22 protein-coding genes are annotated in these 20,235 nt (G+C 71.4%); 17 read left to right on the top strand and 5 right to left on the bottom strand.

What is annotated here, in order from left to right; genetic code table 11:
* Nucleotides 1-69: 69 nt before the first annotated feature.
* Nucleotides 70-639: a Uma2 family endonuclease gene (locus tag J7E88_RS26340; RefSeq protein ID WP_308307615.1), complete on the top strand. Its 570-nt coding sequence runs from the start codon at nucleotides 70-72 to the stop codon at nucleotides 637-639.
* On the opposite strand, the gene J7E88_RS26345 is transcribed toward J7E88_RS26340, so the two are convergent.
* The gene (locus tag J7E88_RS26345; protein ID WP_215185350.1) at nucleotides 551-1,147 is read right to left on the bottom strand and encodes a rhomboid family intramembrane serine protease; all 597 of its coding nucleotides are present in this window, start codon (nucleotides 1,145-1,147) and stop codon (nucleotides 551-553) included. The two genes, J7E88_RS26340 and J7E88_RS26345, sit on opposite strands and share 89 nt — an antisense overlap.
* Nucleotides 1,148-1,242: 95 nt before the next feature.
* On the opposite strand from J7E88_RS26345, the gene J7E88_RS26350 reads away from it, so the two are divergent.
* Complete coding sequence (locus J7E88_RS26350; RefSeq protein WP_215185352.1) at nucleotides 1,243-1,920, top strand: UbiX family flavin prenyltransferase; 678 nt, start codon at nucleotides 1,243-1,245, stop codon at nucleotides 1,918-1,920.
* On the opposite strand, the gene J7E88_RS26355 is transcribed toward J7E88_RS26350, so the two are convergent.
* Nucleotides 1,917-2,063, bottom strand: coding sequence for a hypothetical protein (locus J7E88_RS26355; RefSeq protein WP_215185353.1), 147 nt, complete (start codon nucleotides 2,061-2,063; stop codon nucleotides 1,917-1,919). The genes J7E88_RS26350 and J7E88_RS26355 overlap by 4 nt on opposite strands.
* Before the next feature lie 131 nt (nucleotides 2,064-2,194).
* Here J7E88_RS26355 and J7E88_RS26360 point away from each other — a divergent pair, with 131 nt between their 5' ends.
* The 5 genes from J7E88_RS26360 (at nucleotide 2,195) to J7E88_RS26380 (ending at nucleotide 5,885) form a co-directional block, all read left to right on the top strand.
* A complete protein-coding gene (locus J7E88_RS26360) occupies nucleotides 2,195-2,650 on the top strand; it encodes an Lrp/AsnC family transcriptional regulator (protein WP_177148502.1) in 456 nt (151 codons plus the stop codon).
* A gap of 115 nt (nucleotides 2,651-2,765) precedes the next feature.
* Nucleotides 2,766-3,944 (top strand): aminofutalosine synthase MqnE, encoded by a 1,179-nt coding sequence (gene mqnE, locus J7E88_RS26365; RefSeq protein WP_374196321.1) that lies wholly within the window; start codon nucleotides 2,766-2,768, stop codon nucleotides 3,942-3,944.
* Between the two features lie 110 nt (nucleotides 3,945-4,054).
* Nucleotides 4,055-4,579, top strand: a complete 525-nt coding sequence (locus tag J7E88_RS26370; RefSeq protein WP_215185357.1) for a GNAT family N-acetyltransferase — start codon at nucleotides 4,055-4,057, stop codon at nucleotides 4,577-4,579.
* Between the two features lie 63 nt (nucleotides 4,580-4,642).
* Nucleotides 4,643-4,939, top strand: a complete 297-nt coding sequence (locus J7E88_RS26375) for a DUF4229 domain-containing protein (RefSeq protein ID WP_308307612.1) — start codon at nucleotides 4,643-4,645, stop codon at nucleotides 4,937-4,939.
* A 283-nt stretch (nucleotides 4,940-5,222) separates the two neighbouring features.
* Nucleotides 5,223-5,885, top strand: coding sequence for a TetR/AcrR family transcriptional regulator (locus J7E88_RS26380; RefSeq protein ID WP_215185359.1), 663 nt, complete (start codon nucleotides 5,223-5,225; stop codon nucleotides 5,883-5,885).
* A gap of 57 nt (nucleotides 5,886-5,942) precedes the next feature.
* On the opposite strand, the gene J7E88_RS26385 is transcribed toward J7E88_RS26380, so the two are convergent.
* A complete protein-coding gene (locus J7E88_RS26385) occupies nucleotides 5,943-6,557 on the bottom strand; it encodes an antibiotic biosynthesis monooxygenase (protein WP_215185361.1) in 615 nt (204 codons plus the stop codon).
* 257 nt (nucleotides 6,558-6,814) lie between these two features.
* Nucleotides 6,815-7,018 (bottom strand): cold-shock protein, encoded by a 204-nt coding sequence (locus tag J7E88_RS26390; RefSeq protein WP_003967102.1) that lies wholly within the window; start codon nucleotides 7,016-7,018, stop codon nucleotides 6,815-6,817.
* 296 nt (nucleotides 7,019-7,314) lie between these two features.
* On the opposite strand from J7E88_RS26390, the gene J7E88_RS26395 reads away from it, so the two are divergent.
* From J7E88_RS26395 to J7E88_RS26425, 7 genes are all read left to right on the top strand, one after another.
* Complete coding sequence (locus J7E88_RS26395) at nucleotides 7,315-8,199, top strand: menaquinone biosynthetic enzyme MqnA/MqnD family protein (RefSeq protein WP_215185363.1); 885 nt, start codon at nucleotides 7,315-7,317, stop codon at nucleotides 8,197-8,199.
* A gap of 170 nt (nucleotides 8,200-8,369) precedes the next feature.
* Nucleotides 8,370-10,064, top strand: a complete 1,695-nt coding sequence (locus J7E88_RS26400; protein WP_215185365.1) for a serine/threonine-protein kinase — start codon at nucleotides 8,370-8,372, stop codon at nucleotides 10,062-10,064.
* Nucleotides 10,065-10,200: 136 nt separating this feature from the next.
* On the top strand, nucleotides 10,201-11,400 hold the full coding sequence (gene mqnC / locus J7E88_RS26405; protein WP_215185367.1) for a cyclic dehypoxanthinyl futalosine synthase: 1,200 nt from the start codon (nucleotides 10,201-10,203) through the stop codon (nucleotides 11,398-11,400).
* A gap of 7 nt (nucleotides 11,401-11,407) precedes the next feature.
* On the top strand, nucleotides 11,408-12,055 hold the full coding sequence (locus J7E88_RS26410) for a hypothetical protein (protein WP_215185369.1): 648 nt from the start codon (nucleotides 11,408-11,410) through the stop codon (nucleotides 12,053-12,055).
* Nucleotides 12,056-12,409: 354 nt separating this feature from the next.
* On the top strand, nucleotides 12,410-13,105 hold the full coding sequence (locus J7E88_RS26415) for a demethylmenaquinone methyltransferase (protein WP_215185370.1): 696 nt from the start codon (nucleotides 12,410-12,412) through the stop codon (nucleotides 13,103-13,105).
* Nucleotides 13,106-13,135: 30 nt separating this feature from the next.
* Nucleotides 13,136-14,047 carry a glutaminase gene (locus J7E88_RS26420; protein WP_215185451.1) on the top strand — a complete coding sequence of 304 codons (912 nt, stop codon included), beginning with the start codon at nucleotides 13,136-13,138 and terminating at the stop codon, nucleotides 14,045-14,047.
* Between the two features lie 97 nt (nucleotides 14,048-14,144).
* A complete protein-coding gene (locus J7E88_RS26425) occupies nucleotides 14,145-16,595 on the top strand; it encodes a zinc-ribbon domain-containing protein (protein WP_285427596.1) in 2,451 nt (816 codons plus the stop codon).
* Nucleotide 16,596: 1 nt separating this feature from the next.
* Here the strand turns inward: J7E88_RS26425 and J7E88_RS26430 are convergent, their stop codons facing one another.
* Entirely contained in the window at nucleotides 16,597-17,112 is a 516-nt protein-coding gene (locus tag J7E88_RS26430) for a GNAT family N-acetyltransferase (protein ID WP_215185374.1), read from the bottom strand.
* Between the two features lie 103 nt (nucleotides 17,113-17,215).
* Here J7E88_RS26430 and J7E88_RS26435 point away from each other — a divergent pair, with 103 nt between their 5' ends.
* The 3 genes from J7E88_RS26435 (at nucleotide 17,216) to J7E88_RS26445 (ending at nucleotide 20,194) form a co-directional block, all read left to right on the top strand.
* Entirely contained in the window at nucleotides 17,216-18,502 is a 1,287-nt protein-coding gene (locus tag J7E88_RS26435) for a geranylgeranyl reductase family protein (protein ID WP_215185376.1), read from the top strand.
* A 317-nt stretch (nucleotides 18,503-18,819) separates the two neighbouring features.
* Nucleotides 18,820-19,683, top strand: a complete 864-nt coding sequence (locus J7E88_RS26440; RefSeq protein WP_215185377.1) for a hypothetical protein — start codon at nucleotides 18,820-18,822, stop codon at nucleotides 19,681-19,683.
* A gap of 91 nt (nucleotides 19,684-19,774) precedes the next feature.
* Nucleotides 19,775-20,194, top strand: coding sequence for a hypothetical protein (locus tag J7E88_RS26445; RefSeq protein WP_215185378.1), 420 nt, complete (start codon nucleotides 19,775-19,777; stop codon nucleotides 20,192-20,194).
* Nucleotides 20,195-20,235 lie beyond the last annotated feature (41 nt).

The following is a 20,235-nucleotide window of genomic DNA, read 5'->3' on the forward strand; positions in this document are numbered from 1 at the left end:
CGCTCGCGACTTGCGTCGCTCGAGGATGCGTACCCAGGACACCAGGTCGACATCGTCGGCGGTGCAAAGGTGCTGAGTGGAAGACGGCCGACCTGCGGTCACACGGTCCACAGCCTGTGGCGCACTCTGAGATCGCAGGTGCCTGCGGGTTGGGGGTTCCTCTGCGACGTGGCGATCCCCCTCGACGACGCCAACGAATTCTGCCCCGACCTCGCCGTGATCCCCGCCGCCGAGGTCGCCGGGAACCGCAGCGCGTACTCCCCAGAGCTCATCGAGCTCGCCGTCGAGGTCGTCTCGCCGAGCAGCGTGCGCAACGACTACGAGGTCAAGGACCGGGCGTACGCCCCGGCGGGGCATCCCGCACTACCTGATCTTCGACCCGTACAAGCAGCACTGCGTGACGCTGTGGAACCCGGGGCCGGACGGATACCTCGGCCGGGACGCCATTCCTTACGGCAAGACCATCACCGTGGAGACGGGCATCGGCACGTTTACCGTGGACACGTCCGAGCTGCCGGTGGACCCGCGCTCCGGACGCGCCCCGGCCGGCTCACCTCGTCCGTGGCGGACGGGAGGCCCGGAAGACGAACGCCGCCGCCACGCCCGCCAGCAGGCCGAACAGGTGGCCCTGCCAGCTGACCCCCGTGTTCGCCGGGGATATGCCGGCCAGGATCGAGCTGCCCCAGACCGCGCCGACCAGCAGACCCACCACCGCGTCCCGCAGCCGGCGCTCGACGAAGCCTCGGGCCACCAGATAGCCGAAGAGTCCGAAGACCAGGCCCGACGCGCCCGCCGTGTTGACGTTCGCGGGGGAGAACAGCCAGACGCCGACGCCGTCGATCAGGATGATCAGCAGGGACACGGCGAGGAAGCGGCGGATGCCGCCGAGCGCGGCGAGGAAGCCGAAGATCAGCAGGGGGACGCTGTTCGCCGCGACGTGACCGAATCCGAAGTGCACGAATGCCGACGGGACGACGTCGATCAGCTCGCCGGGCTCGCGCGACACGACTCCGTACGCGTCGAGCGCGTGGCCCGTCGCCACGTCGACCGCTTCCAGCAGCCACAGCAGGGCGACCCAGGCCAGCATCAACTTGACCGCCGCTCGGGCCCGATCGCTCCGGCGCCCTGCGAGGTGAGTGTCTGCCATCGCGATCCCCCTGGGGTCGTACGTCTTACACCCACCGGAACGTCCGGCGCACCTGGCGCAGTTCCGTGCCCGCGCGGCCGGATAGGCTCACCCGTGTGGAGCCGCAGGAATGGAACAGTCGTCGGCCGTGGGTCGTGGGGGTGTCGGGTGCCTCCGGCACGCCGTACGCCGCCGCCGTGCTGCGGGCGCTGCTCGCCGCCGGCGAGAGCGTGGACCTCGTCGTCAGCCGCGCCTCGCGGCTGACGCTGCTCGACGAGACGGGGATCGCGTTCCGGGACGCGCACTGGCGGGACGACCTGCGTCAGTGGCTGGCGAGGGGCGCTGACGGCAAGCCGGACGCATTCGACGTCGATGTGGACGATGTGCGCCACTGGGCCGCGGGGGACCTCGCCGCCGGACCGTCGTCGGGCTCGTACCCGGTCAAGGGGATGCTGATCGTGCCCGCGTCGACCGCGTGCGTGGCGGGTGTGGCGCTGGGGCTTTCGAAGGACCTTCTCCAGAGGGCCGCGAGCGTGACGCTCAAGGAGCGGCGCAGGCTGGTGGTCGCCGTGCGGGAGACCCCGCTGAACGGGCAGACGCTGAAGCATCTGGTGACGCTGGACGAGGCGGGCGCCGTGGTGCTGCCCGCCTCTCCGGCGTTCTACGCGGGGGCGACGCACATCCAGGATCTGGTGGACTTCGTCGCCGGGCGGGTGCTGGACGCGGCAGGAGTGCCGCACAGCCTGTACCGCCGCTGGAAGGGGGAGCTCGGTGGTGGCTCCGCAGACGATTAGCGCTTCTTGCCGCGGCGCGGTGCGCGGGTCCGGTCGACCTGGCGGGCGGCAGAGGGCCGGTGGGCACGCGAGCGGTTGGCCAGCTCCTGCAGCTGTCGCATGTGGGCGTAGGCCATCTCGATCGTGTACACGGTGAGTGTCATCTCCTGTATGGATCCGGATCCTTGTGGGATCAGCTGTGATCGTTTGAGTGATTCGCAGGGTGTCGACCCTGCGTGCCTTAGATTCTACACGTAAACTTGTGGTATCGCTGAATAATGGAAGGCTCAGGCATATGGACGCCGTGGATAGGCAGCTCATCCAGGCCCTGCGCGAGAACGGCAGGGCCTCGTACGCCGAGCTCGGCCGGCTCGTGGGGCTCTCCGGCCCCTCCGTGACCGACCGCATCAACCGCCTGGAGGCGGCGGGGGTCATCACCGGCTACCGCGCCACGGTGGACGCGGCCTCGCTCGGCCTCGGTGTCACGGCGCTCATCGGCATCTCGCTCTCCGACGCCGCCGACCACGAGGACGTGGCGCGCCGGCTCAGGGACCTCGCCGAGATCGAGGACTGCTGGTTCATCGCGGGCGACGACTCGTACATGCTCAAGGTGCGCGCGAGCGACGTCGACGGTCTGGAGAAGACCATCCGCCGGCTCTCCGGCACCCGCGGCGTCTCGCGCACGCGCACCACCATCGTCCTGTCCACCAAGTGGGAGAACCGCGTCGGCGACCTGCCCGACGAGGCCTGAAATCAGCCCGCCGCAGCACCCCGCCCGCCGTGCCGCCCCGCCCGTGAAGTGACGTGAGGGCGGGGGAGTACGGTGGGCGGAGCTTGTTTTACGTGGAGATATGGGAGGCGGCCGGATGACTGCATCTATTCAAGATGTGGGTCTCAAGCGCGAGCTGGAGGAGAAGGTCCGGGCCGGTGAGCGGCTGACCCGCGAGGACGGCATCGCCCTCTACGAGTCGGACGACCTGGCCTGGCTCGGCGGTCTCGCCCACGAGGTGCGCACGCGCAAGAACGGCGACGTCGTCCACTTCAACGTCAACCGCCACCTCAACATGACCAACGTGTGCACCGCGTCGTGCGCCTACTGCTCGTTCCAGCGCAAGCCGGGTGAGAAAGACGCGTACACCATGCGCATCGAGGAGGCCGTCCGCCTCGCCAAGGCGATGGAGAACGAGAACCTCACCGAGCTGCACATCGTCAACGGCCTCCACCCCAACCTGCCGTGGCGCTATTACCCCCGCTCGCTCTCCGAGCTGAAGAAGGCCCTGCCGAACGTCTCCCTCAAGGCGTTCACCGCCACCGAGATCCACCACTTCGAGACCATCTCGGGCCTCAGCGCGTCCGAGATCCTCGACGAGCTCATCGAGGCCGGTCTGGAGTCGCTGACCGGCGGCGGCGCCGAGATCTTCGACTGGGAGGTCCGGCAGCACATCGTCGACCACCGCACCCACTGGGAGGACTGGTCGCGCATCCACCGCCTGGCGCACGAGAAGGGCCTCAAGACCCCGTGCACGATGCTGTACGGGCACATCGAGGAGCCGCGCCACCGCGTCGATCACGTGCTGCGCCTGCGTGAACTGCAGGACGAGACCGGCGGCTTCCAGGTCTTCATCCCGTTGCGCTACCAGCACGACTTCGTCGACATGCAGGACGGCAAGGTCCGCAACAAACTCCAGGCGCGCACGACCATGGCGACGGGCGCCGAGGCGCTCAAGACGTTCGCGGTCTCCCGCCTGCTGTTCGACAACGTCCAGCACGTCAAGGTCTTCTGGGTGATGCACGGTGTGCAGACCGCCCAACTCGCCCTCCAGCACGGGGCCGACGACATGGACGGCTCGGTCGTCGAGTACAAGATCACGCACGACGCGGACAACTACGGAACGCCCAACAAGCTGACCCGTGACGATCTGCTCGACCTGATCCGCGACGCCGGCTTCCGCCCGGTCGAGCGCAACACGCGCTACGAGATCATCCGCGAGTACCCGGGCCCGGACGCCGACCGCCGCGAGTCTCCGCAGCCGATGCGCGTCTGACCAGCTCGGGCGCTCGGCCCGACGCGCGCGGTGGGCGGTGTGCCGGGCGGTGCGTCTCGCCCAGTGGAAAGCCCGGGGGCCCGGCGGACGTGTTTCCTACGCTGGGTCCCATGGCCCTCACCTTCGAACTGGACCCGCCCGGCGGGCCCGCCCTGCGCGACGGCGTCCTCTCCCTGTGGGCGGACGTCAGCAACGCGGGCGGTTCCGTGGGATTCGTGCCGCCCGTCACGGTCGACGACATCCGGCCCGAGTGGGTGAAGCACCTCACCGCCATGGCCGAGGGGCGGATGCGGCTCCTCGTCGGACGCGACGAGGACGGCGAGATCGCGGCCACCGCCTTCCTCGCGCACAACACCCACCGCCTGATGAGCCACTGGATCTGGCTCTACACCGTCATGGTCCACCCCCGTCACCAGGGCAAGGGCTACGGGCGCGAGCTGATGGCCGCCGCCGCGGACGCCGCCCGCGGCCTCGAAGGCATCGAGGCGATACGCCTCACCTGCCGCGGCGGCAGCGGTGCCGACCGCTTCTATGCCGCCTGCGGGTACAAGGAGGTCGGCCGCGTGCCGGGCGCGATCCGCGTCGCGGAGGGCGACGACCGCGACGACGTCATCATGCTCCTGCCGCTGAACTGATCTTCCTGGCCGCATGCTTCACTGGACAGGCACCCGAAGTCGTACCAAGGAAGAAGGCCCGCCGTGTCCGCAGGAAAGTCGAGCGCCGCCATCCGGTACACCGCGATGCGGCTCGCGATCTTCGTCGGCTGCTTCGTCGTCGTCGCCGCTCTCGTCCAGGTCGGTGCCCTGCCCAAGGGGCTCGGCGACGCCAACTTCGCCTGGGTGATCCTGCTCGCCCTGGTGCTGTCCGCACCGCTGAGCTTCGTGCTCCTGCGCAAGCAGCGCGACGCCATGTCCGAGCAGATCGTCACCAAGGTGGACAAGGCCAAGGCGCGCCTGGAGGCCAACCGCTCGCAGGAGGACGGCGTCACGCAGTAGCGCGTGCGCCGTGCGGGGGTCACAGGAGCTGCGCGTGGCCCGCGGGGCCGTTGGGGGCCCCAAAGGGGAGCTTTGAGGTTCGCAGCCGCAGGCCGTAGCGCCCCGGAACCGCAGGGATCCGGGGCGCTCGCGCGCTCGCGGGGGCCGCCGGCCGCAGACGAGTGGGACCGATCACATCAGGACGATCTTTCTCTTCGCCGTCCCGCGGCGTTCGGCCGGTGCTTCTGTCGGGTCGTAGTCTTACCGCTGAGTAAGACCACGGGGTGGGGGAGGAACGTCGACAATGGGTGCGGTGAAGAGCGTGAGGGCCAAGCGCATGCCGCGGGCCGTGCGCGAGCAGCAGATGATGGACGCCGCCGTGCAGACCTTCGGGCAGCGGGGCTACCGGGCCGCCTCGATGGACGAGATCGCCGAGCTCGCCGGGGTGTCCAAGCCGCTCGTCTATCTGTATCTGAACTCCAAGGAAGAGCTGTTCACCGCCTGCATACGGCGGGAGGCCAAGGCTCTGACGGAGGCCGTGCAGGCGGCTGTTGAGCCCGGCCTCTCGGCCGACCGGCAGATGTGGGCGGGGCTCGAGGCGTTCTTCCGGCACACCGCCGAGAACCCCGACGGGTGGTCCGTACTGCACCACCAGGCGTGTACGCACGGGGAGCCGTTCGCCGCCGAAGTGGCGAAGATGCGCGAGGAGATCGCGGCGTTCGTGACGGGGCTGATCGCGGCCGCCGCCCGCCAGGGCGTGCCGCCCGCGGCGCACCGCGACGCCGAACTGGCCGAGCGGGACGTGGCCGGCCTGGCCCAGGCACTGGTGGGCGCCGCCGAGTCGCTCGCCGCGTGGGCGAACGAGACGGGCGGTGTCTCGGCCAAGGAGTCCGCGGGCCTGCTGATGAACTTCGCCTGGACGGGCCTCGACCGCCTGATGCGCGGGGAGCGCTGGAGCCCGCAGTGACGTCCCCTGGGGCCCCGGCTCGCCGTCGCTCCCGTCCGGTCGGCGCTTTCCCCGGCGTCAGGACGGCGGCGGGCTCTCCACCATGACCACCTCGAACTCCTCCAGCGACCGCAGGGTCGCCCGCGCCCTGCTCGTGGCTTCGCCCCGCAGCGCGGCGACGGGACTGCGCGAGGCCGCGAGGCTGTCCTTGTCGGCGTAGAGCGTGCCCACCGCGCCGCGCCCGGCGGCGCGGTCGACGAGGAGCGATCCGCCGAGGAAGCCGGTCATGGTCCGCAGCCGCGGCAGGACGCCGTTCTCGAAGGCGTCGACCAGGCTGTCCGCGTCGGACGGGGCGAGATCAAGCCGGACCAGCCGGAAGCGGGCGCCCTCGGGCACGGACTCCGCACGGGCTGCGACCGCGGCCTCCCAGTTGTCGACCGTCACGGTCGTCGCGAACGACGACAGCACCTGGGCGCGCACCTTCTCCATGCGGTCGGCGCTCGCCCGCATGGCCGCTTCGTCTTCCCACCACGTCCCGGTCACCAGCTTGCCGAGCTCGCGGTCCGCGAACATGCCCGCGCCCCGGAAGCCGGGCTCCCCGGCGAGCTGCCGCCTGCCTTCCGTGGTCAGTGCCTGCACGGCCTCGTCGAGGGTGGCCGGATCACCTGTCGCATACGTCGTACGAACGAACATGACTCCATGCGACAGCCGGTCCGCACGGCAGGCAAGGCGGTCCGCGCGTTCGGGTGACAGCCTCACCCTCCGTACGTCATGCCGTGACGTGGACACGCAGAGATCGAACGGGATTGCGCGGCGGAGATCGACGCACTGTTCGCGAGGCCGCCGGCCAGGCGGTAGCGCCCGCTCCGGAAAGGGCAGGAGCCCCGATCCGAACGGAACGGGGCTCCTTGGGTACTGCTGAGTCGTGCGCGATCGCCGACCCCGGCTGACTAGGCCGGGGTGACGTTCTCCGCCTGCGGGCCCTTCGGGCCCTGGGTGACGTCGAAGTTCACGACCTGGTTCTCCTCAAGGGAGCGGAACCCGGACGCGTTGATCGCGGAGTAGTGGACGAAGACATCCGGGCCGCCGCCGTCCTGGGCGATGAAGCCGAAGCCCTTTTCAGCGTTGAACCACTTGACGGTTCCGGTAGCCATAAGCCCTCCCATGGGCCAAAGGGTTGCCCTGCTCCAGAACCTGCAAGAAGTCTGAAAACTACAAAAGCCTGCGGGTTACATGCTCCGCAGGCTCTGTACTGCAAGGGAAACCAAACTGCAACTTGCGTTGAGCCTAGCACGCAGCGTGCGCGCAGCGGTAGAGGGAAAGATCACGTCACCCGGACGTTTGATTCGGGGCCCGCTGCGCTGACGAACCGCAGCTCGGACCGGCCGCACGGACGCCACCGCACGGCCCCGGCGCGTGCCGCCCCCGGACCCGGGGCTAGCCTCACGACGTGGACAGTCACGGTGAAAGCACAGCAACAACCGCCAGCCGTCGCAGCCGGCCGCGGGTCGGCCACATCCAGTTCCTGAACTGTCTGCCTCTTTACTGGGGCCTTGCGAGAACGGGAACTCTTCTCGACCTGGAGCTGACGAAGGACACCCCGGAGAAGCTCAGCGAGAGCCTTGTGCGCGGTGAACTCGACATCGCGCCGATCACGCTCGTGGAATTCCTTCGCAATGCCGGTGAGCTCGTCGCATTTCCCGACCTCGCGGTCGGCTGCGACGGCCCCGTGATGTCCTGCGTGATCGTCTCCCAGCTGCCGCTTGAGCAGCTGGACGGGGCACGGGTCGCGCTCGGTTCCACCTCCCGCACCTCCGTGCGCCTCGCCCAGCTGCTGCTCGCCGAGCAGTACGGGGTGGCGCCCGACTACTTCACCTGCCCGCCGGACCTCGGCGTGATGATGCAGGAGGCGGACGCCGCCGTCCTCATCGGCGACGCCGCCCTGCGTGCCTCGCTGCACGACGCGCCCCGTCTCGGGCTGAAGGTCCACGACCTCGGGCAGATGTGGAAGGACTGGACCGGGCTGCCGTTCGTCTTCGCCGTGTGGGCGGCCCGCAAGGACTATCTGGCCCGCGAGCCCGGCGTCGTGCGCCAGGTCCACGAGGCCTTCCTCGCCTCGCGCGACCTGTCCCTGGAAGAGGTCGGGAAGGTCGCCGAGCAGGCGGCGCGCTGGGAGAGCTTCGACGCGGAGCTGCTGGAGCGCTACTTCACGACGCTGGACTTCCGCTTCGGCCCCGATCAGCTCGCGGGCGTACGGGAGTTCGCGCGCAGGACGGGTCCGACGACCGGTTTCCCGGCCGATGTGCACGTGGAACTGCTCGACGGCCACCGCTGACCCATCTCACCATGGGCCGGTGACCGCCGACCCGCCTCACCGTGGGCTCCTCGACCGGTGACCGCTGACCCGCTCACGCCGGTTTCCTCGACAGCCTCCGCCCACCCCCTAGGCTGTGGGCCGACGGTCTGCGCCAGGGTCCTGGCGCCAGGACTGACGGGGGAGTTGAGATGCAGCCGCTGGATCCGGGTGAGCCGCACGTCATCGGTGCGTACCGGCTGCTCGGCAGACTGGGCGCGGGCGGGATGGGCCGCGTCTACCTGGGGCGCAGCGCCGGCGGCCGCACGGTCGCGGTGAAGGTCGTCCATCCGCACTTCGCGCTCGACGAGGAGTTCCGCGCGCGGTTCCGGCGCGAGGTGGCGGCCGCGCGCAGGGTCGGCGGTGAGTGGACCGCCCCCGTGCTGGACGCCGACCCCGACGCACCCGTGCCCTGGGTCGCGACCGGATACATCGCGGGTCCCCCTCTGTCCCGGGCGGTCACCGACCACGGACCGTTGCGCACGCCCTCGGTGCGCGTGCTGGGCGCGGGGCTGGCCAGGGCGCTGGTCGCCGTGCACGCCCTGGACCTCGTGCACCGGGACGTGAAGCCGTCGAACGTGCTCCTCACCATGGAGGGGTCGCGGCTCATCGACTTCGGGATCGCCCGCGCCACCGACGGCACCGCGTCGCTCACCTCCACCGGTGTCTCGGTGGGCTCACCGGGCTACATGTCGCCCGAGCAGATCCTCGGGAGGGGCGTCACGGGCGCCGCCGACGTGTTCTCGCTCGGCGCGGTCCTCGTCTACGCGGCGACGGGCGAGGCCCCCTTCGCCGGCGACTCCTCGGCCGCGCTGCTCTACAAGGTGGTGCACGAGGAGCCCGAACTGGGCGCTCTGGACGGCGGCATACGGGAGCTGGTGAGCGCCTGCCTCGCCAAGGACCCGGCCGCCCGGCCGACGCCCGCAGAGGTCGCCGACCGGCTCGATGCCGTCGGCGGGGCCGGCTGGCTGCCGGGCCCGGTCGTGGAGGAGATCAGCCGCGCGGCGGTGGGCCTGCTGCACCTGGAGTCCTTCCCCGTAGAGCCCTCAGAGCTCATTGAGCCCGTGGAGGCCGTCGACGCCGCCCCGCCGGCGGCGTCAGACCCGGCCGTCTCGGGCCCGGTCGCCTTCTCCAGCCCCGCCCTCGGAGTCTTCGGCCCGCCGGTCGAACCCGACCGGGCCGCCGCGCAGTGGGGCAGGCCCGCGGCCGACCCCGACTGCGGCGCGTCGTCCGGCACGCAGGGGCCGCCTCAGGGCGGGGGCTTCTCCGTCTCGGCGGCCGGCGGCCGCAAGGGCCGCCGGATCAGCTGCACGCTCGCCCTCACGATGGCGGGCGCGCTCGCGGCCGTCACCGTCGCCGGCGGCTTCCTCCTCGACCTCTGGCCGGGCCACGGCGCCGACGGCGACGAGGGCTCGAACGACACGGCCCAGCCGCCGCCCGCCGCGACCGCCCCCTCGTCCCCGGGGCAGGTGGACGAAGTGCCCACGGAGTTCCTCGGCACCTGGAGCGGCCCCGCCACCGAGCGGTCCGGCCTGCCGCACGGCACCTTGACCGTGACCTTCACCCCCGGCAGGAAAGGCCAGGACGTCGTCCGCAGCACCAACTCCATCTCGATCCTGGACGTGAGCGTCGAGTGCTACGGCGTCGGCCGGCTGGTGTCCGGCACCTCCCGGATGCTGCGCGTCGAGGAGCGCACCGACCCCGAGCGCAAGGGCACGGCCGGCAAGTGCACCGGCGGCAAGGCGGTGTTGGTGTTCACACTCGCCGACGACGGCACCCTGCGCTACCGCTCCCAGGAGGAGGCCGCGGGCACGCCCACCGCGACGCTCACGAAGCTGGTGCGCTGACCGCCCACCGCGACGCCCACCGAGGTGGCGGGCCGGCCGGCCACGGCCGGGGAGGCCCGCGGCCGGGCACCGGGGCCGTGGCGTAGCCTGGATCGGTCCGTTGATCCGCAGAAAGACCGCCGAAGGGTGACGCCCGGTGACCGAGAAGGCCGACCTTCAGTCCGTCCTGGACCGTGCCGCCGCAGGCGGGCGGATCACACCCGAGGAAGCGCTCGACCTCTACCGCTCCGCGCCCCTGCACGCGCTGGGCGCCGCCGCGGACGCCGTGCGCCGCCGCCGGTACGCCGGCACGGAGCACATCGCGACGTACATCATCGAACGCAACATCAACTACACCAACGTCTGCGTCACGGCCTGCAAGTTCTGCGCCTTCTATGCCCCGCCGAAGGACGCCGCCAAGGGCTGGACCCGCGATCTCGACGACATCCTGCGCCGCTGTGCGGAGACCGTCGAGCTCGGCGGCACCCAGATCATGTTCCAGGGCGGCCACCACCCCGACTACGGCGTCGAGTACTACGAGAAGCACTTCGCGGCCATCAAGAAGGACTTCCCCCAGCTGGTGATCCACTCCCTCGGCGCGTCCGAGGTGGAGCACATGGCGCGGATCTCCGGGGTGTCGGTGGAGGAGGCGATCTCCCGCATCCACGCGGCCGGTCTCGACTCCTTCGCCGGCGCCGGCGCCGAGCTGCTGCCGGAGCGCCCGCGCAAGGCGATCGCCCCGCTCAAGGAGTCCGGCGAGCGGTGGCTGGAGATCATGGAGATCGCGCACGGCCTCGGGGTCGAGTCGACCTCCACGATGCTCATGGGCACGGGCGAGACCAACGCCGAGCGGATCGAGCACCTGCGGATGATCCGCGACGTGCAGGACCGCACGGGCGGCTTCCGCGCGTTCATCCCGTACACGTACCAGCCCGAGAACAACCACTTGAAGGGCCGTACGCAGGCGACCCTGTTCGAGTACCTGCGCATGATCGCCATCGCGCGGCTCTTCCTCGACAACGTCGCCCACATCCAGGGCTCCTGGCTGACCACGGGCAAGGAGGTCGGCCAGCTGTCGCTGCACTACGGCGCCGACGACCTCGGCTCGATCATGCTGGAGGAGAACGTCGTCTCCTCGGCGGGCGCGAAGCACCGCTCCAACCGCATGGAGATCATCGACCTGATCCGCAGGTCGGGCCGCGTCCCGGCGCAGCGGACGACGACGTACGAGCACATCGTCGTGCACGAGAACCCCGCGGACGACCCGGTCGACGCGCGCGTGGTCTCGCACTTCTCGTCCACGGCGATCGAGGGCGGGACGGCGCATCCGGAGCTGAAGCTGCTCAGCGCCAACTGAGGCCGCCTTGCAGACGATCCACGTCGCCGACCGCGTCCTCGACCGCCCCGAGGGCGAGGACGCCGTGGCCGTGGACGGCGGGCTGATCGTCGCGATCGGTCCGTACGAGCGGCTGGCCGCTGAGCACCCGCAGGCGCGGATGCGCCGCTGGCCGGGTCTGCTGCTGCCGGGGCTCCGCCATCCGCAGGCCGTCCCGCTGCTGGAGGGCGCGTACCACCCGGACCCGCGCGAGGCCGGCGAGCTGGGCACCGAGCCGCTGACGGGCGAGGCCCTGGCGGCCCTCACGATGGACGACACGCGCTGGGGAGCGAGCGCCCGGCGCGGTCTGCAGCGGCTGATGGCGCACGGTGTCACCGCACTCGACGGGCCGTTCACGCGTCCGGCCGTGCGGACGGCGGTGGCGCGGTCGGGGCTGGGGGTGCGTGCCCCGCTGAAGGGCAGCCGCCACGAGGTGACGGCCCTCGCGCTCGATCCCTTTGTGCATTTCCCGCTGAACGCGCTGCTGGACGGCGACCTGAGCGTCGGCACCCCCGCCGAATTCGCCGTCTTCGACGTCCCGATGGACGAACTCCCGGAACAGGCACTGCGGTTGCGGGGTGCGCGCAGCTGCGTGGCGACGGTCCTCGGCGGCCGCCTGGTCCACCGCGCCCGTTGAGTCGTCGGCGGTCAGTCTGGTCCACCGCGTCCGTTGAGTCGTCGGCGGTCGTCTGATCCCACTGCATCCGCTGAGCCGCCCGCGCGGCGGCGCTCGGCGCCTCAGTACGGCATCCGCCGACCGAGCGGATCCGCGGCGCCAAGGCGCCGGCGCACGTGATCGTCGCCCGGCCCGGTCGTGACGCGGCCGACCCGTACGAGGGCGGCCCCGAGGTGCTGGTCGTGTCGTGCAGGACCGGCTGCGGTGCGACGGCGTCCGCCCTGATCACCTTGCGTAAGGGCCCGCCCGGTCCCCGGAGGCAGGCACGGGGCGTCCGCCGGGCCGTCCGCCGGGGCAGGCTGCTTGAATGGGGCCGTGATCCGAGCAACCCTGGACAAGCAGCCGCACGAAGTCGCCAAGATGTTCGACGACGTGGCGGCGAACTACGACCTCACCAACGACGTGCTCTCGCTCGGCCAGGACCGGCGCTGGCGCAAGGAGGTCGCCAAGGCCGTGGACGCGCGCCCGGCGCAGAAGGTCCTCGACCTCGCGGCCGGCACCGGCACCTCCTCCCTGCCGTTCACCGCCACCGGCGCGTACGTCGTCCCGTGCGACTTCTCCCTCGGCATGCTCCGCGAGGGCAAGAAGCGCCACCCCTGGCTGCCGCTGACCGCGGGCGACGCGACGAGTCTGCCGTTCGCCGACGACGTCTTCGACGCCGTGACGATCTCCTTCGGGCTGCGCAACGTGCAGGACACCGACCAGGCGCTGCGCGAGCTCCACCGCGTCACCAAGCCGGGCGGCCGGGTGGTCATCTGCGAGTTCTCGCACCCGACATGGGCGCCGTTCCGCACCGTGTACGAGGAGTACCTGATGCGGGCCCTGCCGCCCATCGCCCGCGCCGTGTCCTCCAACCCGGACGCGTACGTCTACCTCGCCGAGTCGATCCGCAGCTGGCCCGACCAGCGCGCACTCGCCCGCAGGCTCCAGCAGGCCGGCTGGACGAAGGTCGCCTGGCGCAATCTCTCCGGCGGCATCGTCGCGCTGCACCGCGGCACCAAGCCGCTGTAGGCCGCCGACGTGGACCACCAGTCGATCGCCGTGGACTACCAGGCGGTCCTGGAGCAGATCGCACAGGACATTGCCCCGCTGGTCGGCAGCGGCCGGCCCGCCGAGTACATCCCGGCCCTCGCCGATGTCGAACCGCACCGCTTCGGCATGGCCGTCGCCGATCTGCAGGGCAATGTGTACGGGGTGGGGGACTGGCGGCACCCCTTCTCCGTGCAGTCGATCACCAAGGTCTTCACCCTTGCGCTCGCGCTGGCCGCCGGCGGCGACAGCCTGTGGCAGCGGGTGGGCCGCGAGCCCTCCGGCAACCCGTTCAACTCGCTGGTGCAGCTGGAGTACGAGAACGGCATCCCGCGCAACCCGTTCATCAACGCCGGCGCCCTCGTCGTCACCGACGCGCTCCAGACCCTCACCGGCGACGCCAGCAGCGAACTGCTCGAATTCCTGCGGGAGGAGAGCGGCAACAAGGACCTCGCCTTCGACCCGGAGGTCGCCGAGTCGGAGTCCGCGCACGGCGACCGCAACGCCGCGCTCGCCCACTTCATGGCCTCGTACGGCAACATCACCAACCCCGTCCCGGCCCTCCTCGACCACTACTTCTGGCAGTGCTCCATCGAGATGAGCTGCGCCGATCTCACGCGCGCCGCCCGCTTCCTGGCCCGGCACGGACTGCGCGCGGACGGCTCGCGGCTGCTCACCCGCAGCGAGGCCAAGCAGATCAACGCGGTGATGCTCACCTGCGGTACGTACGACGCGGCCGGTGACTTCGCCTATCGCGTCGGTCTCCCCGGCAAGAGCGGGGTCGGCGGCGGGATCGTGGCGGTCGTGCCGGGGCGCTGCACGCTGTGCGTGTGGAGTCCCGGGCTCGACGCGCGGGGCAACTCGGTGGCCGGGGTGGCGGCGCTGGACAGGTTCACGACGCTGACCGGGCTGTCGGTTTTCTGAGCCGGGAACCGGGCGGGTGGCAGGATGAGTCAGTTGCTTACGTCTTCCCTCTCGTGCGTCAACTTCCGTTTCCGCTCACCGTTTTCGGAGTCTCCCCATGGCGTCGTACTGCGGCCACTGCGGTGCCCCATCCCCGGATGAGGCCCGCTTCTGCATGAAGTGCGGAAAGGAGCGCCTGCCCGAAACCGCCCCGCCGCCGGTTCCCCCGCCCCCGGCACCCGTGCCGCCCCCGCCGGCGTACGGACCCGCTCCTGCCGGCCCCTCACCGGTCGCCCCCTCACCCGTCGCCCCCTCGCCCGTCGCGGCCTTCGTCGGGCGGGCCCTGCGCGGCGACTGGGCGGCATCGGTGCGGGCGGCGCTCTGGCCGACCGGGCTGCTGCTGGTGCTCGCGACCGCGCTGGCGGTGCCGTCGTACGGGCAGGAGGACGAGGTCGTCGTCGGCTGGAGCGACCGGCTGCGGATCGCCCTCGCGCTGCTGATGCAGGGCCTCGGCGGCGGGTTCGAGCTGACGGCGGCCGACGGGGCCGGATTCGGCACCGGCGGCTCGTCGTCGGACGGCGGACGTTTCTCGTGGGGCAATGGCTCGGACGGTTACGGCGACGGCTCCGGATTCTCCGGCTCCGGTACGGACGCCCTCGCGCAGGGCAGCGCGTCGCTCTCGCTCGTCCCGCTGACCGTGACCGTGCTGTGGATCGCCGCGCTCTGCCTGGGCGCGCGGATGCTCCGCGCACGGGGGGCGGGGCTCGACGCCGCCGTACGCGTCTCGCTGTCGGTCACCGCCGCCGTCCTGGTGCTCGGCCTGTTCGCGCAGCCCGAGGTCGCGGGCATCGAGGTCTCCTCGTCCCCGCTGCTCGCGGCGCTCGGGGCGCTGGTGCTCTCGGCGGCCGTGACCGCCGGGGTGCTCCAGCGCGACGACCTCGCCGACTGGCTGGCGCAGCGCCCGGCGGCCCGGTCCACGGTCCGCGCCTTCGGCACGGCGATCCGCGCGCTCGCGGTCGTGATCGCGCTGTGCTCGCTGGTGGGTTTCACCGTCTACGCGAGCAACGACGACGTGGACGGCACGGCCCTGCTGATCGCGCTGCCGCTCCTGCCGAACATCGGGTTCACGGTGCTCGGCCTGAGCTGGGGAGTACCCGTGACGTACGACGTCCGGGGCGATGTCGGCATGGTCGGCTCGGGCGCCGAGCACGGCGGCTTCGGCCTCGGTGAGATCTCCGACCTGTGGGGCGGCGGCGCGGTGGCGGGCGCGGTGGGGCTCGGCGTCGTCTCGGCGCTGACCCTCGGCGTGTGGGCGGCGCGCCGCTCGGCCGACCGGCGCGAGCAGTTGTCGGCGGGAGCGTTCGCTCTGGGGCTGGTGCTGCTGTTCACCGGGGTCAGCGGTGTCTCGACCGAACTGGCGGGAGCGCTCGCGGACTTCAGTGGCCAAGGCGTCAGCGAGATCGCGCCGAGCGTGCCGGACGCGCTGCTGTTCGGCCTGCTGTGGGTGGGCGGTGCGACCTTCCTGGGCCCGTACGTTCTGCGGCTGGTGGGGCAGCAGGCCGCGGTCTTGCCCGCGCCCCCGTACGGTGCGCCGCCGTACACCCCGGTCGTCCCTGGCACGCCGACGACGGCCCCGCCCACGCCGTACGTCGCCCCGTCGCATGGCGAGGCCGCTGCCCCGCCCACGCCGTACGTCGCCCCGTCGCATGGCGAGGCCGCTGCCCCGCCCACGCCGTACGTCGCCCCGGCCCACGACCCTGCCGCCGCGCACGACCCGTACACCGTGCAACTCGGTGCGCCCGCGGCATCGCCCGACGCATCCGCCCCGGGGGCGGACGGCGCTCGCCGGCGCCGGGTCCTCGTGTGGACGGTCACGCTCGTCGCCGCGTTCGTGATCGGCGGAGGCGCCACCGCCGGAGCGCTGATCTGGCAGGACAAGCAGAACAAGCAGGACAAGGGCGGCACTGTGCCCGTGGCGCAGGACACGCCCTCGGCCAAGACCCCCGACGCCAAGCCGGAGGCCACACCCCCTGTCACACCCTCCGCCACGCCCTCCGCCGCACCCACCGATGCCGCCACCGGCTCCCCGTCGGCCGCCCCCGGCGGTGACGGCACGCTCCCGGCCGGGTTCACGCTGCGTCAGGACCCCGCCGGTTTCACCGTGGCGGTCATGGAGGGCTGGACGCGCCGGCAGGCGGGCAGCCAGGTCTTCTACGAGGCGCCGACCGGCGGCGACTACCTCCAGATCGGCGTCATCCCGAACACCCCGATGAGCTCGTACGAGAACTTCACCGGCCTGGAGAAGAAGCACCTGGCGAACGCCGAGAGCGACTACCGGCGCGTGCGGCTGGAGCGGAACACCTTCCAGGGCCGCCCGGGCGCGATCTGGGAGTTCACGCACATCCCCGAGCCCGACGAGGGCGGCCTCGTGCGCCATGTCATCGATCAGGCATTCGTCGCCGCGGACGGCACCGAGTACGCCGTCCTCGTCGCCGGCCGGGCGGACCGCTGGGACCCGGAGAAGGACGTGGTGTTCGCGACGGCCGTCGACACGTTCAGGGCCGGCTGACTCAGGCCAGCTCCAGCCGGAAGCAGAGCGCCTGCTGCTGGGACACCGGAGTCGTGAACGTCTCCGCGAGCTCCATGCCGAGCCGCCGGGCCAGCGCGATGGACCGCTCGTTGCGGGAATTCACCATCGCCACCACCCGCTCCACCCCCGCCGCCCGTACCCGCTCCAGCGTGGTGCGGGCGGCGGCCGTCGCACAGCCCTTGCCCCAGGCGGAACGGGCCAGCCGCCAGCCGATCTCGATCTCGCCGACCGGGCCGAAACTCTCGTGCGGCCACGGCTGCGCTCCCGTGAAACCGATGACCTCGCCGTCCTCGTCGAGCATCGTCCAGAAGCAGAAGCCGCGCTCGGCGTCGTGCTTGCGCTGCCGGGCCGTGAGCTCCTCGTACTCCGACAGCTCGGCAGACCTGCCCCCGTGGAACTCCATGACCTCCGGGTCGTCGAACACCCGGTGCCAGGCCAGGGCGTCCTCGTCGGTGGGAACCCGCAGCTGGATGACGGGGAGCGGCCTGCTGCTCATGTAAGGAGCCCTTCGGTCGGCGGATCTGTTCGCCCCCATAGACTGCCCCTGTCCTGTGCCGTTCGGTACGCAATATCGAATCGAATCCTCGGGAGATCCCGCCGTGACCGAAGCCCTCACCGAGCACACTGCCGATGTGATCGTCGTCGGGGCCGGCCCGGCCGGCTCCACGACCGCGTACCACCTCGCCAAGGCCGGACTCGACGTCCTGCTGCTGGAGAAGACCGCGTTCCCGCGCGAGAAGGTCTGCGGCGACGGCCTCACCCCCCGCGCCACCAAGCAGCTCGTCTCGATGGGCATCGACATCTCGGAAGAGGCCGGCTGGCTGCGCAACAAGGGCCTGCGGATCATCGGCGGCGGGGTGCGCCTCCAGCTGGACTGGCCGGAACTCGCCTCGTACCCGGACTACGGACTGGTCCGCAAGCGCGACGACTTCGACGAGCAGCTGGCACGGCAGGCGCAGAAGGCGGGCGCGCGGCTGTACGAGCGCTGCAACGTGGGCGCGCCGGTCATCGACGACCGCACCGGCCGGATCACCGGTGTGCACGCCAAGCTCGGCGAGGACAAGACCCCGGTCACCTTCCACGCCCCCCTGGTCGTCGCCGCCGACGGCAACTCCTCGCGCATCTCCCTTGCGATGGGCCTGCACCGCCGTGAGGACCGCCCCATGGGCGTCGCGGTCCGTACGTACTTCACCTCCCCGCGCCACGACGACGACTACCTGGAGTCGTGGCTGGAGCTGTGGGACCGGCGCGGCCCGGGCGAGGACCGGCTGCTGCCCGGCTACGGCTGGATCTTCGGCATGGGCGACGGCACGTCCAACGTGGGCCTGGGCGTGCTCAACACCTCCGCGTCCTTCAAGGAGCTGGACTGGCGCGAGGTGCTGAAGGCGTGGTGCGCCTCGATGCCGGAGGACTGGGGCTACACCGAGGAGAACATGACCGGCCCGATCCGCGGGGCGGCCCTGCCGATGGCGTTCAACCGCCAGCCGCACTACACCAAGGGCCTGCTGCTGGTCGGTGACGCGGGCGGCCTGGTCAACCCGTTCAACGGCGAGGGCATCGCGTATGCGATGGAGTCCGGCCAGATCGCGGCGGACGTCATCGTCCAGGCCCACGCCCGCCGGACACCCGCCCAGCGCGAACTGGCCCTGCACCGCTACCCGAAGGTCCTCAAGGACACCTACGGCGGCTACTACACGCTGGGCCGCGCGTTCGTGAAGCTGATCGGCAACCCGAAGGTCATGAAGGTCGCCACCCAGCGCGGCCTGACGCACCCGCTGCTGATGAAGTTCACGCTGAAGATGCTGGCGAACCTGACGGACCCGACCGGCGGCGACGCGATGGACCGCATCATCAACGGCCTGTCGAAGGTGGCCCCACGTTCGTGATCCTTCAACCGGGATCACGGGGAACTCCGCTGGTGTGGGCTGCCGGTGCGCGGCGGCGGGCGCAGACTTGAGCCGCGTACAGCGGGAGCAGTGGGTACTCATGCGTGCCTCGGCGAGCACTGCGGCTGTCCTGCGTTCCCGCTGCAGCCGGCACCCTCGTTCGCGTTCGTAGCCGGCCTCGGGTGCCTCGGGGCATCGGGGAGCCGCCACCCCGCCCCCGCGGGCGGGGAATTCGACGAAAGTCCGATGGCCGGTCGAGGCGACGGCATACGCTTGCCCCACGGGGACAGCGGGGGAAGCAACTGCCGAGGCGGGGGATGTCTGGCAACCAGAGCGCGAGCGGCGAGCGACGGCCCGAGGAGTCCGATTCCGCCGTCAGCATGCGGGGGAGAGCAGAGACGTCGGGCTCTGTGCACCAGGCCGGGGGCGGACAACTCAACCTCAACAGCAGCAACAACAACGTCTTCTACCTCCCCCCACCCGGCCACCCCGGAGCCGCGGCAACCGCCGGCGGCGCAGCCGCAGACCGGTCCCGGGCCCACCGCAAGAGACACATCGTGCTGGCAGCGTTCATCGCCGCGATCGTCGGTGCGGTGGCCACTTACGCGATGATCGATGGCCGGATCCCGACTCGCACCAGCCGTCAGCCCTACTCCTCACCCGACGGCACGCCGGGCGGCGGCCCGCAGGCGGGCGGCGACCGACCGCGGGCAACCGGTCCCACCGCCGCACCGGAGGAGGACACCGGCGCTCCGAGCCCGCCCTCCGCGCGCCCCGAGCCGTCGGTCCAATGGAGCGGCATCATGGTGCTCGGCCTGGAGGGCAAGGAGCTGGACGACGGCCAGCCCACCAAGCCGTCGCAGTTCACCTACGGCGATCTCGGTCTCGGTCTCGGGTCGGGCGCCAGCGGCGGTTTCGATGTATTCCCGGGCAGCGCCGGGGCCGTGTCGCTGTGGCGGACCGACGGAGAGCTGCCGGACTACGGGGACTGCGCCGACACTGTCGAAGCCGCTGCCGCTTCCTCCGTCCCCGTGCGACCGGGCACCGTCGTGTGCGTGAAGACCGACGGCGGCCGGGTCGCCCGCCTGCGGGCGACGCGGACCCCGGAGGGGGTCATGCCCACCGTGGAGTTCGACGCGGTCGTCTGGGGTCCTCCACCCGGCGCGTCCGCGGACCGCTGAACCGGCCGGACACGGTGCCGCCCGTGTACCGCGCCTCTCTCCATGAGCCCCGTCGACGACCATGCAGAACTGTCATTTCCTGGAGGTTGACATGGACCCACTGGCAGCGGCCGCCGCGACCGCCCTGGTCGGTGCGATGGCCACCGACGCCTGGCAGCAGGCGCGCACCTCCGCCGTGGAGTTGTGGCGGCGCGTCCATCCCGAGCGGGTTCCGGCCGTCGAGGCCGAGCTGGCGGAGGTACGCGCCGAGGTGCTGGAGGCACGACAGACCAACGACCCCGAAACTGAAGGCCATCTCGCTTCGGACTGGCAGCGCAGGCTCCAGCGGCTGCTGCGGGACGATCCCGACCTGGCACGTGAACTTCGCCGTGTGCTCGACGAGGAGCTGGCCCCGCTCCTGCCGACGGCGGAGGACCGGTCACACCGCGGCACGCTGGTACAAGAGGCAAGGGCCTCGGGCGGCAGCCACATCTACCAGGCAGGCGGCGACCAGACGAACATCCACCGCTGAGCCGTCGACCAGGCGGAGAGGGCGCGCCCGCGGCCCGCGTC

It is taken from the genome of Streptomyces sp. ISL-10, assembly GCF_018614575.1.
Lineage (GTDB): Bacteria > Actinomycetota > Actinomycetes > Streptomycetales > Streptomycetaceae > Streptomyces.

Excerpts from the sequence above, each read along its gene's own strand:
- J7E88_RS26445 (WP_215185378.1), top strand. The coding sequence starts at position 19,775 with ATGGACCCACTGGCAGCGGCCGCCGCGACCGCCCTGGTCGGTGCGATG.
- J7E88_RS26380 (WP_215185359.1), top strand. The coding sequence starts at position 5,223 with ATGGGTGCGGTGAAGAGCGTGAGGGCCAAGCGCATGCCGCGGGCCGTG.
- J7E88_RS26440 (WP_215185377.1), top strand. The coding sequence starts at position 18,820 with ATGTCTGGCAACCAGAGCGCGAGCGGCGAGCGACGGCCCGAGGAGTCC.
- J7E88_RS26355 (WP_215185353.1), bottom strand. The coding sequence starts at position 2,063 with ATGACACTCACCGTGTACACGATCGAGATGGCCTACGCCCACATGCGA.
- J7E88_RS26425 (WP_285427596.1), top strand. The coding sequence starts at position 14,145 with ATGGCGTCGTACTGCGGCCACTGCGGTGCCCCATCCCCGGATGAGGCC.
- J7E88_RS26345 (WP_215185350.1), bottom strand. The coding sequence starts at position 1,147 with ATGGCAGACACTCACCTCGCAGGGCGCCGGAGCGATCGGGCCCGAGCG.
- J7E88_RS26360 (WP_177148502.1), top strand. The coding sequence starts at position 2,195 with ATGGACGCCGTGGATAGGCAGCTCATCCAGGCCCTGCGCGAGAACGGC.
- J7E88_RS26400 (WP_215185365.1), top strand. The coding sequence starts at position 8,370 with ATGCAGCCGCTGGATCCGGGTGAGCCGCACGTCATCGGTGCGTACCGG.
- mqnE (WP_374196321.1), top strand. The coding sequence starts at position 2,766 with ATGACTGCATCTATTCAAGATGTGGGTCTCAAGCGCGAGCTGGAGGAG.
- J7E88_RS26430 (WP_215185374.1), bottom strand. The coding sequence starts at position 17,112 with ATGAGCAGCAGGCCGCTCCCCGTCATCCAGCTGCGGGTTCCCACCGAC.
- J7E88_RS26370 (WP_215185357.1), top strand. The coding sequence starts at position 4,055 with ATGGCCCTCACCTTCGAACTGGACCCGCCCGGCGGGCCCGCCCTGCGC.
- J7E88_RS26390 (WP_003967102.1), bottom strand. The coding sequence starts at position 7,018 with ATGGCTACCGGAACCGTCAAGTGGTTCAACGCTGAAAAGGGCTTCGGC.
- J7E88_RS26385 (WP_215185361.1), bottom strand. The coding sequence starts at position 6,557 with ATGTTCGTTCGTACGACGTATGCGACAGGTGATCCGGCCACCCTCGAC.